Origin of the sequence: Billgrantia gudaonensis, from assembly GCF_900100195.1 — a bacterium.
In the GTDB taxonomy this organism is placed as follows: domain Bacteria; phylum Pseudomonadota; class Gammaproteobacteria; order Pseudomonadales; family Halomonadaceae; genus Halomonas; species Halomonas gudaonensis.
In genome coordinates this window covers 386,898-397,268 of the sequence record NZ_FNES01000003.1, presented here as the reverse complement: position 1 = coordinate 397,268, position 10,371 = coordinate 386,898, and the positions used below count along the sequence as shown (strand labels likewise).

The window sequence follows — 10,371 nt, the reverse complement described above, 5'->3', positions numbered from 1 at the left end:
AAGGGCCCAGCAAGACCAGCTGGTTGATAGGCCGGGTGTGGACGCGCTGCAAGGCGTTGAGCTAACCGGTACTAATGGCCCGTGAGGCTTGACCATATAACCCCAAGGGGTCTGCGCATGACGCGCACGATTGACGGATACGACGAGACGTTGGTCGGCATGATTCACGGTGTTTCGCCTGACGACCATAGCGAGTGGGAACCACCTGATCCCATGCCGAACTCAGCAGTGAAACCGCTCAGCGCCGATGGTAGTGTGGGGTCTCCCCATGCGAGAGTAGGTCATCGTCAGGCACTTATTCAGAAACCCCAGCCAATGGCTGGGGTTTCGTCGTTTAAGGGCCTCCCCGGGCGAGTCGCGCAAGGCCGGCCCGAATCGCGGCAGGCGCTCATTCAAAAGCCCCGAGCTCGCCTGAGCTCGGGGCTTTTCGTTGGGGCAGTGCTGACAGGGGATTTCGCGTCTGTAGTACCAAAGGCTATGCTGGTGGCTCGACCATGAAACGGGAAGAACTTTTCCATGCGCCTAGAGCGAAACAAGAGTCTGTTGCTGGTCGTCGATCTACAGGCAGGGTTGGTCCCGGTGATAGATGGTGGCGATCAGGCGGTAGCCGAAGCTAGCTGGCTGGGAGGGGTAGCCGAAGCTCTCGACGTGCCGGTATGGGTGACGGAGCAGAACCCGAGAGGTTTGGGAGGCAGCGCGCCTCGTCTTCTCGAGGCCGTGCCGAGGCATCGTTTATGGCATAAGGTTCATTTCAGCGCTATGTCCGAACCGGATTTTGCCGATGCACTGGCCGGTAGTGGGCGGTACCAGGTTGTGATATGCGGCACTGAGGCCCATATCTGCGTGCTGCAGACGGGGCTCGGACTGCTCGAAGCGGGTTATGAGGTCTATTGGCTGGCGGATGCCACTGCCAGCCGGCGTGCCGAAGAGGCCGCCCTGGCCAGGTCACGCATGGTGCAGGCCGGGGCGGTGCCGGTCAGCGCGGACATGGCGGCCTACGAGTGGCTGGAGCGCTGTGATGGCGAACGCTTCAAGTCGGTTCACCGCCACTTTCTCAAGCCCAGAGCCGCTCGGCCTTTGCGGTTTTGCTGACAGGCTGCCGGGCAGAGTTAGCTGGCTGATTCGGCACGCGTGAAGACGAGGGTATCGCCCTCGGAGAGAGTCGCGTTGTAACGATAGCCGGCTACGTCGAAGTCCTTCAGCCCCTCCGGATCGTCGAGACGCTGACGGATCACCCAGGCTGCCATCTGACCGCGCGCCTTCTTGGCGTAGAAGCTGATGATCTTCAGCTTGCCGTTCTTCTCGTCCTTGAATACCGGTGTGATGACTCGAGCCTTGAGACGCTTGGGGTCGATGGCTTTGAAGTACTCATTGGATGCCAGGTTGAGTAGTACCGGGCTGCCGCTGGCGGCCACTGCCTTGCCAAGCTCCTCGGTGAGCAGCGGTTTCCAGAACGCATAGAGATCCCTGCCTGCGGGGTTCTCCAGTCGGGTGCCCATCTCCAGGCGATAGGGCTGGATGAGGTCGAGCGGGCGCAGCAGGCCGTACAGGCCGGAGAGGATGCGTAGGTGCTCCTGGGCGAAGGCGTTGTCGGCTTCGCTGAAAGTATCCGCGGCCAGCCCCTGATAGACGTCGCCTTGGAAGGCGTGGGCGGCGGGTTTGGCATTCTCGGGTGTGAAAGGGGGCTGCCATTCCGCGAAGCGTGCGGCATTGAGGCCGGCCAGCTTGTCGCTGATGCCCATCAGCTCGCTGAGTCGCTGTGGCGAGTAGCCACGCAGGATGTCGACCAGCGTCTGGCTGCGGTCGAGGAAGTCGGGCTGGGTATGGTGAGCCGTGGTGGGGGGCGTCTCGAAGTCCAGGGACTTGGCGGGCGAGATCACGCTCAGCATGGGGCGCTCCTGTGGCCGGTGGATCGGCGGTCAGTATACCAAGCCGCCCGGCGGACTTGGGCTATCGAGGCCATAGCCAGGCCATGCCCGCAGGGTTCAGGGGCAAGGATTGGAGAAGCGCGCGTGAACGGCCTCGATGGCCTCCAATACCTCGTCGTCGAGCTTGAGGAACTCGCTCTCCAGGTTGCTTTCCAGTTGCTCCATGGTGGTGGCGCCGATGATGTTGCTGGTGAGAAAGGAGCGCGAATTGACGAAGGACAGCGCCATCTGGGCCGGGTCGAGGCCATGCTCGCGAGCGATCTCGACGTAGGCGCGGGTCGCCTCTTCGGCATGGGGGCTGGTATAGCGCTGAAAGCGCTCGAAGAGCGTCAGGCGGGCGTTCGCGGGTCGTGTGCCGTCGAGATACTTGCCGGAAAGCACCCCGAAGCCCAACGGCGAGTAGGCGAGCAGACCGACGCCTTCGCGGTGGGCGATCTCTGCCAGGCCGACTTCGAAGGAGCGATTGAGCAGGTTGTAGGGGTTCTGCACCGAGGCGACACGAGGAAGCCCCTGGGTGTCGGCCAGCTGCAGACAGCGCATCACGCCCCAGGGCGTTTCGTTGGAGAGTCCGATGGCGCGGATCTTGCCGGCATCCACCAGCTCCTTGAGTGCACTGAGGGTTTCTTCCAGCGGGGTGGCGTCTTCCTCTTCGTCGTGCACGTAACCGAGCCGCCCGAAGAAATTGCTGCGCCGATCCGGCCAGTGCAACTGGTAGAGGTCCACGTAATCGGTTTGCAAACGCGCAAGGCTGTCGTCGATGGCCTGGTGGAGATGCTTGCGGGTCAGGCGTGGCCCGCCGCGAATGTGGTCGAGTCCCGGTCCGGCAGCCTTGGTGGCAATGATGACATCGTCACGGCTGGTGCGCGTCTTGAGCCAGCTGCCTATATAGGCCTCGGTGCGACCCTGGGTTTCGGGGCGTGGAGGGACTGGATACATTTCGGCGGTATCGATGAAGTTGATGCCGAAGGCCACGGCGCGATCGAGCTGCTCGTGGGCTTCGCTTTCAGTGTTCTGTTCGCCGAACGTCATGGTGCCAAGGCACAGTCGGCTGACTTCGATTCCCGTGTCGCCCAGCGGTCGCGTCTGCATCCGTCACTCCTGTGGAAGGGGTCATCAGTATCGCTAGCCAATGGTAGCCGGGGCATGACAGAGCCGCAAACGACAAGGGTTGAGTCGCCGTCGAGGCGGGCGTATGCTGGCCACCCTCACAGGCCCCGGCGGAGTCCGGACGGCAAGCGATGACAAGCCATGACGACGCCCATGGGATGGTGCGGGAGTCAGGTCGACCACCATACGGGATGCAAGGTTGTTTGCTATGACGCAGGCATCGTCACTGTTCACCCGGCTCGAATACCGTCTTGCCCAACAGCTCTTTCATACGCGCTGGTTGCCACGCTCACCGCGTACGCAGCGGTTGACCCTGCACCTGTTCGAACGTTGCGCCGATGCTGGGCATACGGCGGCGCTGTCGTTGTATGGGCACATGCTTTTCCATCGTGGCGTGAGTCCTCAGGACAAGGCGCGCGGTGCCCGCTACGTATTGGAAGCTGCTCAGGGCGGCGATCTCAGGGCTCAGTACCAGGCCGGACTGATCTTCGAACACGGTTGCGTCCAGTACCCGCGCCGCGAGGATCGCGCCGTCACCTGGTACGCGCGCGCGGGGGAGGCGGGCCATTCTCTGGCGGCCGCTCGCCTCGGCAAGGCGTATCGCAACGGTGAGCTGGGGCTGCCCGTGGATGCGACACAGGCGGCTCACTGGGAGAGATTGGCCGAGCAGCACCTGCCGTTCGACGAGATCGAACTGGACAGTGAACGCGTCCAGGCGCGACACTGACCCTCCCTCCGCTCCGTCGGTCTCGTGTGTGCCCGTTTTCAAGGATCCTTGCCTCTCGTGACGCTTCCGACACTACTGGATATCGAAGCGTCCGGGTTCGGGCGCGGCAGCTACCCGATAGAAATCGGCCTGGCACGCGCTGACGGCAGCAGCTGCGCCTTTCTCGTGCAGCCGCTGGAGGAATGGACCCACTGGGACCCCAAGGCGGAATTGCTGCATGGCATTTCCCGGGCACGATTGGCGCGCGAAGGCTTGCCTGTGGCCCGGGTGGCGCGCTGGCTCAACGATGAGTTGGGAGAGATCGGCGTGGCCTACAGCGACAGTTGGGGCTACGACAACACCTGGCTGTCGCTGCTTTTCCATCATGCCGGCTTGCTGCCGGCATTTCGTCTCGAGGCCCTGCGTCTGCTGCTCGACGAGCGTCAGCTCGCGCTTTGGCATGTCACCCGCGAGGCGCTGGTGGAGGAACTGGGCATCCACCGACATCGTGCCGCTGACGATGCCCGCCTGCTGCAGCTCACTTACCTGCGGACTCGCGAGCTAGCGGCGCAGCAGTGAGCCTCCATCCGTGTGTCGAACTCACGGCGGTGGCCGAATCCGTCATGAGCTGGCTAGCCGTGCTTCAAGGGCGTCCAGCAGCGCGGGTGGCGTTTCGGCCGCCAGCAGGCAGTCGCGGGTAGCGGGGTTGAGGAAGCCTTGCTCTACCGTGGCATCGAGGAAGTCGAGCAGCGGCGTGAAGAAGCTGGCGGTATCGAGTACGCCGATGGGCTTGTCGTGCAGCCCCAGATATTGCCAGGTCCAGGCTTCGAACAATTCTTCCAGAGTGCCGATGCCGCCGGGCAGCGCGATGAAGGCATCCGCGTACGAGGCCATGCTGGCCTTGCGCTCGTGCATGTTGGCTACACGAATCAGCGTCGGCAGCCCTTCATGAGCCTGTTCCCGCTCCACGAGGTGATCGGGCATCACGCCGATCACCTCGCCGCCGGCAGTCAGGACGGAATTGGCCAGCTCGCCCATCAGGCCGATGCGAGCACCGCCATATACCAGGCCATGGCCGCGCCTGGCCAGCTCCTCGCCCAGTGCGCGTGCTGCCTTCATATGAGCTGGGTCGCGGCCTTCGCGGGAGCCTAGATAGACACAGAATCTCGCCATGCGTACCTCCTTGAAAGGCATTCCATCCTATCAGGCCTTGCAGGGGGGGAGGAGCATCACGCCAGGCAATCGGCTACCTCGAACTCGGCATCGAGCCACCGCCCGATGACGTTGTTCCCGCACAGATGGTGAGCGTACTGGGTGTGCAGGCAACGAACCTGACCCCAGTTGCCGATGCCCCCGATGCCGCGCTGGGTCAATACCGTTTCGTAGCCGAGGCGTGCTATCTCGGCCCGCTGGGCGTCGCTCATGCAGCGCCAGCGAGTGGCGACGTAATCTCGATGACTCTCGTAGTAGGCGGCGAGGAAGTCGGGGTCGTCGCGCAGCCGATTCTCCAGCCGCTTGATCACGCCGTCGGCCTCGATGCGCGACAGCTCGATCTTCAGGCGGGTGTCGCACAGCCAGTAGAGAGTGGGGAAGGGCTTGCCGTCGACGATGGGCGCCATGCGCAGTACCAGCGGTGTGCCCATGCCGTCCATGGCGGCCACCGCTTCGATGCCGCGTGGAGTGCGGCCCAACTGCTCGGCGATGATGGCCAGTTGGCGAGCATCAGGCGTCTGATTGGCGTTGATCACCATCGGCAGGATCCCGGACGAACTTGTTGGAGCGGCCTACGGCGCGGAAGAAGGTGCGGTTGAGCTGCTCCGGCGTGGGAACGTAACACCACTGACGCTCACAGTACTCGTGGGCCCGCGCTATCAGCACGCCGTAGAGGCGATTGAACGGCGCATCATAATCGTAGGGATCGGCCCCGAACAAGCGGATGTGCGGGTAGTCGGCGAAGCGTTCCATGAAGTAGCGCTCGAGGTCGGCCTCCACGGCACGGTGCTGGGCCACGTCGTCCGGGTCGAGCCAGAGAGTATAGCGAATGGCCATGGTCGGCTCCTGATGACAAGAATGGCCCGCGCTGGCGGGGCCTATCGGTTGTGACAGCGCAACGACGCTTTCGGCTCATGACGTTTCGCTGCGCGTCAACGGGGCGAGGCGAGCCTCGGTCAGACGAATCAGGTCTCGGCTCGCGAGGCGGATTTCCAGGCCGCGTCGCCCGCCGCTGACGTGGATGGTCCCGAGCGTCTCGGCACTGGAATCGATGAAGGCTGGCAGGTGCTGCTTCTGGCCCAGCGGACTGATGCCGCCCAGCACGTAACCGGTGGCGCGTTCGGCCGCCTCGGCCGTGGCCATTGCCGCCTTGCGTGCCCCCGCCGCTCGTGCCAGTGCCTTGAGGTCCAGCCGAGTGCATACCGGCACCATGGCGACCGCCAGACGGCCATCGTCGAGTCGGGCGACGAGCGTCTTGAAAACGCTCGCTGGGTCGAGTCCCAGTGCGTCGATGGCTTCCTCGCCGTAAGCCTGGGTGCGTGGGTCGTGGTCGTAGCGCAGCACGGTGAAGTCGGCCCCATCGTGCTCCAGTCGTCGTACAGCCGGTGTCATGCCTGCTCCGCTTCCTCGACGGGTTGCAAGTGCGCTTCCAGGGCGGCACGCAGCTCGCCTTCGATGGGCACCGCTCGCTTCGTGGCGTGATCGAAGTGCACCAGCACGGTGTGGCCAAGATTGGTCATTTCCCCTTTCTGCCAGGCTTCCTGCGCCACCGTGAAGGAGCTGTTGCCTAGCCGTGACAGGTAGGTGCGCAGCTCGATCTCGTGGCCGTAGTGCAGCTCGGCGCGGTAGTCGATCTCCATGCGGGCCATGATCAGCCGCCAGCGGCGCGGATCGAGGTCCGGGGTGAACAGTTTGAACAGGTCGTTGCGAGCCAGTTCGAACCAGGCCGGCAGCCGGGTGTTGTTGACGTGGCCGAGGGCGTCGGTGTCGTAGAAGGCGGGCTCGATGGTGCGCACGAACATGGGCGTATCCTGTCAGATCATTGTCGTTGAGAGTGGCACGGGACGATGGGCCGGTTGTTAGCATTGCCCCGAGCAAACGCTAGGTCAAGTTCCGGCCAGGGCGCGCCGAGCATGCCAAGTCTGCAGTCTCGTCCAGCCGAGCAGCCACAGAGTGGCGACGCCGAATCCGGCCAAGGTCCCCGTGGCGAGCCCCAGGGAGGGATAGGTGAGCGATACGCACAGGGTATAACAGAGCAAAGCCCCGAGCCCCGCCGGATAGTGCTTGATCACCGTGGCGGCCGGCGCGGCACCATGCGTTAGGTGCAGGATTACCAGCAGCGGGTACATGGAAATGGGGAAGGCGGCCAGCATGCCTGACCAGGAAGCCGGCAGCAGATGCGCCAGCGCCGTGATGAGAAAGACGATGGCGGTGGCCAGGCCCGCGCGCAAGGCCAGCGCCGGCCAGCGAAAGCCGCCGCGTGCTGCTGCCCGGGTATCGGGCAGGTGGCGGTAGAGCCAGGTGAAGGCGCCGATGGCCACCAGGGTGGTGAGGGTGCCGGAGAGTCGCGTGAAGTCGACACGCGTCAGCAGCAGGCTGGCCAACAGCCATGCCGTCATACCGCATGCCGTACCGCCGAGTATCCCGCGCAGCCCATCACGGCGGCCGCCGATCAGATAGCCCGCGCCGAGTGCCAGGGTAGCGGTGAAGCCGGCCAGGCTGAAGACGGCGCTGTCGGCGGCGAAGCCTGGCGATATCTCCAGGCCAATGAAGAACAGCGCAATGGCGGTGCCCAGCGGATAGCCAGCGAGCAACCCCGCGATACGGGTACTGACCCGCTCGGCAATCACCGATAGGCCGAGCACGATAGCGATGGAGACCAGCAGCTTGGCCAGTTGCCAGCTCAGGGGAACGTCCATGTGTCATCCTTGCGTAGGGGGGAGGTGCCGACGGGCGCTGCCTCACCGGTGCTTGTCAGATCAGGCGCAGCCCCTGGCGGTCGGCCCAGGCGGCACCGACCGCGTGAACGAGGCGCTCGCGCAGATGCTCCGGCAACGCTTCTCGAGCCGCTTCCACGCTGTCGAAATCGCGATTGAGCAGCCAGCAGTAGGCCCAGGAACAGGCCTCTTGCTCGCTCTGCGGCATCGGACGAGCGGGCATCTGCACGAGCAGGAAGGTGGCGGTGCGTGCCGCCCAGAGGGGGATGTCATTCTGCGCGCCTGGCTGACTCCAGGCCTTGAGCGTGGCGCCGTCGGGAGTCGCTTCGGGGTCTCCGAGGTGCGCCACTCGCGCCGTCTCCGCGAGGATCAGCGCGAGGCGGTCGGCATCGCCGCGGCCGAGTCGGCGCCACTGGTCGATCAGCCCCGGCATCCCTTGGCGTGCCTTGGCATAGAAGCCGCTTTGCGGCATCGTCTCGGTCATCATTGGCGGTTCCCTGAGTCGAGGAAAGGACATGGAGTTCGATTTTGCCACGCCCATCGAGCGTCGCCACCCCTGCGAAAGAGCCTGGCCCTCGCAGAAATGGCATCGCTACGGCGATGACGTGCTGCCGCTGTGGGTGGCCGACATGGACTTCCGCTCCCCGCCGGCGGTGGTCGAGGCACTGCGCGCACGGGTCGACCATGCAGTCTTCGGCTACGGGCTGGTACCCGATAGCTTGCGTCACACCCTTTGCCAGTGGAGTCAGGAGCACTACGGCTGGGCCATCGAACCCGGCTGGCAGCGTTGGCTGCCTGGCGTGGTGCCGGCCTTGCATCTCGTGAGTCTGACGCTGACCGAGCCGGGTGACGGGATACTGACCATGACGCCCATCTACCCGCCGTTCCTCAAGGTGGCCGAACGTACCGGCCGTTTGCCGCAGCGGGCGGCGCTGGCCGAGCCGGCCGAGCCAGGTGCGCCCTGGCGGCTCGACCTGGACGCCCTGGAAGCAGCGATCACTCCCGAGACTCGGCTGCTGTTGTGGTGCCACCCTCACAATCCCACCGGCCGGGTGTGGCGCCATGACGAACTGGCCGGTCTGGCCGAGCTGGTCGAGCGTCATGACCTGCTGGTGGTCTCCGATGAGCTGCACTGCGATCTGCTGCTCGACGACGATGCATGCCACCGTCCGCTGGCGGCTGCCTTTCCCGGACTCGTCGAACGAACGTTGACGCTCTGGGCGCCCTCCAAGACCTTCAACCTGGCGGGATTGACCGCTGCCTGTGCGGTGATCCCCGATCGTCGGCTGCGCCACCGCTTCACTGCCGGGATTCAAGGACTGGTACCGGACGCCAACGTGCTCGGTCTGGTGGCCGCCGAAGCGGCCTATGCCCACGGCAACCCATGGCGCCATGCCCTGCTCGAGGTATTGCGTCAGCACCGGCGGACACTGCAGGCCCGTGTTGCCGACTGGCCTGGAGTGGCCATGAGCGCCCCCGAATCGACCTATCTGGCGTGGCTGGATCTGCGCTATGCCGAAGGCTTGGTCGACCACACGGCCTCGCCACAACGGGAACTGCTCCAACGGGCCGGGGTGGCGCTCTCCGACGGTGCCGATTTCGGTTGGCCAGGCTTCGTGAGGCTCAATTTCGGCACTACGGCACTGCAGCTCGAACAGGCACTGATGCGCCTGGATGACGTGCTGTGCGGCTGAGCCAGGGCTCGACCGCAGTGCGTTTCAATACAGCAGGGTGAACAGCTTGCGCCGATAGGTCACGGTCAGCGGATGGTCGGCACCCAGCGCATCGAAGACCCGCAGCAGGGTCTTGCGTGCGGCATCGTCGCCATAGGCCCGGTCGCGCCTGAGCAGCTCCAGCAGCCCTTCGAGCCCGCCTTCGTAGTCGCCGTCGGCTACTCGGCGCAGGGCCCGCTTGAAGAGCGCCTCGCTGTCGTCGCGCCCTTCCAAGGCGGCGATCTCCTCGCGGGAAGGCGCCTCTTCGGTGAACTCGATGCTGGCGCGCACGCCGCGCGCCAGAGGCGCATCGCGTTCTTCCGGGGGCAGGTCGTCAAGCAGACGACGCGCCGCATCGTGGTCTCCCTCGGCTACCCTGACGCGCGCCAGTTCCACCTGGTAGGCATGGTGCTGCGGGTACTGTTCGATCAACCGCTCGTAGAGCGTTCCCGCCGTTTCGGTGTCACCGGCGGCCAGCGCCTCGGCGGCCTGCTCTTCGGGACTCGCCGGGGCCTCTTCTGGAGCGGGGAAATAGCGCCCCAACCACTCGCGAATCTCCTTCTCGGGCAGTGCCCCCTGGAATTGGTCCACCAGGCCGCCTTGGCTGATCAGCTTGACGTCGGGTACCGAGCGAACGCCGAGCTGGGCGGCAATGTCCTGATTGTCGTCGATGTTGAGCTTGGCCAGCACGAAAGAGCCGCGGTATTCCCGAGCGAGCTTCTCCAGGACCGGCGTCAAGGTCTTGCACGGCTGGCACCAAGGGGCCCAGCAGTCGAGCAGAACCGGTACCTGCATGGAGAATTCCAGCACCCGCTGGATGCTGTTGCGGTCGACATCGATGATCAACTGTTCATCGGGGATATCCGCCTGTGCCGAAGATTCGCTGGACGTGTCCGGTTCCGGCGTCAGCGGCGCACCGCTATGAGGGTCGACGATGGCCATGGGCAATGCGTTCCGTGATGGTGGATGTACCGCGAAGATGCGGGTGA

14 protein-coding genes and 2 rRNA genes are annotated in these 10,371 nt (G+C 64.7%); 6 read left to right on the top strand and 10 right to left on the bottom strand.

The window, feature by feature from the left end:
- The 3 genes from BLP96_RS05840 to BLP96_RS05830 form a co-directional block, all read left to right on the top strand.
- Positions 1–96: ribosomal RNA gene (locus tag BLP96_RS05840) — 23S ribosomal RNA — on the top strand; the annotation flags it as partial.
- 81 nt (positions 97–177) lie between these two features.
- A 5S ribosomal RNA gene (gene rrf / locus BLP96_RS05835) occupies positions 178–293 on the top strand.
- 223 nt (positions 294–516) lie between these two features.
- Positions 517–1,092 (top strand): isochorismatase family protein, encoded by a 576-nt coding sequence (locus BLP96_RS05830; protein WP_089684044.1) that lies wholly within the window; start codon positions 517–519, stop codon positions 1,090–1,092.
- Between the two features lie 17 nt (positions 1,093–1,109).
- Here the strand turns inward: BLP96_RS05830 and yaaA are convergent, their stop codons facing one another.
- Together yaaA and BLP96_RS05820 are read right to left on the bottom strand one after the other, a co-directional pair.
- A complete protein-coding gene (gene yaaA, locus BLP96_RS05825) occupies positions 1,110–1,889 on the bottom strand; it encodes a peroxide stress protein YaaA (protein WP_089684042.1) in 780 nt (259 codons plus the stop codon).
- A 96-nt stretch (positions 1,890–1,985) separates the two neighbouring features.
- Positions 1,986–3,017 (bottom strand): NADP(H)-dependent aldo-keto reductase, encoded by a 1,032-nt coding sequence (locus BLP96_RS05820; RefSeq protein ID WP_089684040.1) that lies wholly within the window; start codon positions 3,015–3,017, stop codon positions 1,986–1,988.
- Between the two features lie 226 nt (positions 3,018–3,243).
- On the opposite strand from BLP96_RS05820, the gene BLP96_RS05815 reads away from it, so the two are divergent.
- On the top strand, positions 3,244–3,762 hold the full coding sequence (locus tag BLP96_RS05815; RefSeq protein WP_089684038.1) for a tetratricopeptide repeat protein: 519 nt from the start codon (positions 3,244–3,246) through the stop codon (positions 3,760–3,762).
- Between the two features lie 57 nt (positions 3,763–3,819).
- Positions 3,820–4,320 carry a 3'-5' exonuclease gene (locus BLP96_RS05810; protein WP_089684036.1) on the top strand — a complete coding sequence of 167 codons (501 nt, stop codon included), beginning with the start codon at positions 3,820–3,822 and terminating at the stop codon, positions 4,318–4,320.
- Between the two features lie 42 nt (positions 4,321–4,362).
- Here BLP96_RS05810 and BLP96_RS05805 read toward each other — a convergent pair whose 3' ends face one another.
- From BLP96_RS05805 to BLP96_RS05775, 7 genes are all read right to left on the bottom strand, one after another.
- On the bottom strand, positions 4,363–4,914 hold the full coding sequence (locus tag BLP96_RS05805) for an LOG family protein (RefSeq protein WP_089684034.1): 552 nt from the start codon (positions 4,912–4,914) through the stop codon (positions 4,363–4,365).
- 56 nt (positions 4,915–4,970) lie between these two features.
- Positions 4,971–5,492, bottom strand: coding sequence for a DUF501 domain-containing protein (locus tag BLP96_RS05800; protein ID WP_089684032.1), 522 nt, complete (start codon positions 5,490–5,492; stop codon positions 4,971–4,973).
- The gene (locus BLP96_RS05795) at positions 5,464–5,790 is read right to left on the bottom strand and encodes a hypothetical protein (RefSeq protein WP_089684100.1); all 327 of its coding nucleotides are present in this window, start codon (positions 5,788–5,790) and stop codon (positions 5,464–5,466) included. The genes BLP96_RS05800 and BLP96_RS05795 overlap by 29 nt, the downstream gene beginning before the upstream one ends.
- 75 nt (positions 5,791–5,865) lie before the next feature.
- On the bottom strand, positions 5,866–6,345 hold the full coding sequence (gene ybaK / locus BLP96_RS05790) for a Cys-tRNA(Pro) deacylase (RefSeq protein WP_089684030.1): 480 nt from the start codon (positions 6,343–6,345) through the stop codon (positions 5,866–5,868).
- Positions 6,342–6,755, bottom strand: a complete 414-nt coding sequence (locus BLP96_RS05785; protein WP_089684028.1) for an acyl-CoA thioesterase — start codon at positions 6,753–6,755, stop codon at positions 6,342–6,344. Before BLP96_RS05785 ends, ybaK begins: the two co-directional genes overlap by 4 nt.
- Before the next feature lie 84 nt (positions 6,756–6,839).
- Positions 6,840–7,652: a hypothetical protein gene (locus tag BLP96_RS05780; protein WP_089684026.1), complete on the bottom strand. Its 813-nt coding sequence runs from the start codon at positions 7,650–7,652 to the stop codon at positions 6,840–6,842.
- 55 nt (positions 7,653–7,707) lie between these two features.
- Positions 7,708–8,142: a hypothetical protein gene (locus tag BLP96_RS05775; RefSeq protein ID WP_089684098.1), complete on the bottom strand. Its 435-nt coding sequence runs from the start codon at positions 8,140–8,142 to the stop codon at positions 7,708–7,710.
- A 43-nt stretch (positions 8,143–8,185) separates the two neighbouring features.
- On the opposite strand from BLP96_RS05775, the gene BLP96_RS05770 reads away from it, so the two are divergent.
- Positions 8,186–9,364: a MalY/PatB family protein gene (locus BLP96_RS05770; protein ID WP_089684024.1), complete on the top strand. Its 1,179-nt coding sequence runs from the start codon at positions 8,186–8,188 to the stop codon at positions 9,362–9,364.
- 24 nt (positions 9,365–9,388) lie between these two features.
- Here the strand turns inward: BLP96_RS05770 and BLP96_RS05765 are convergent, their stop codons facing one another.
- Positions 9,389–10,324, bottom strand: coding sequence for a tetratricopeptide repeat protein (locus BLP96_RS05765; RefSeq protein ID WP_089684022.1), 936 nt, complete (start codon positions 10,322–10,324; stop codon positions 9,389–9,391).
- Positions 10,325–10,371 lie beyond the last annotated feature (47 nt).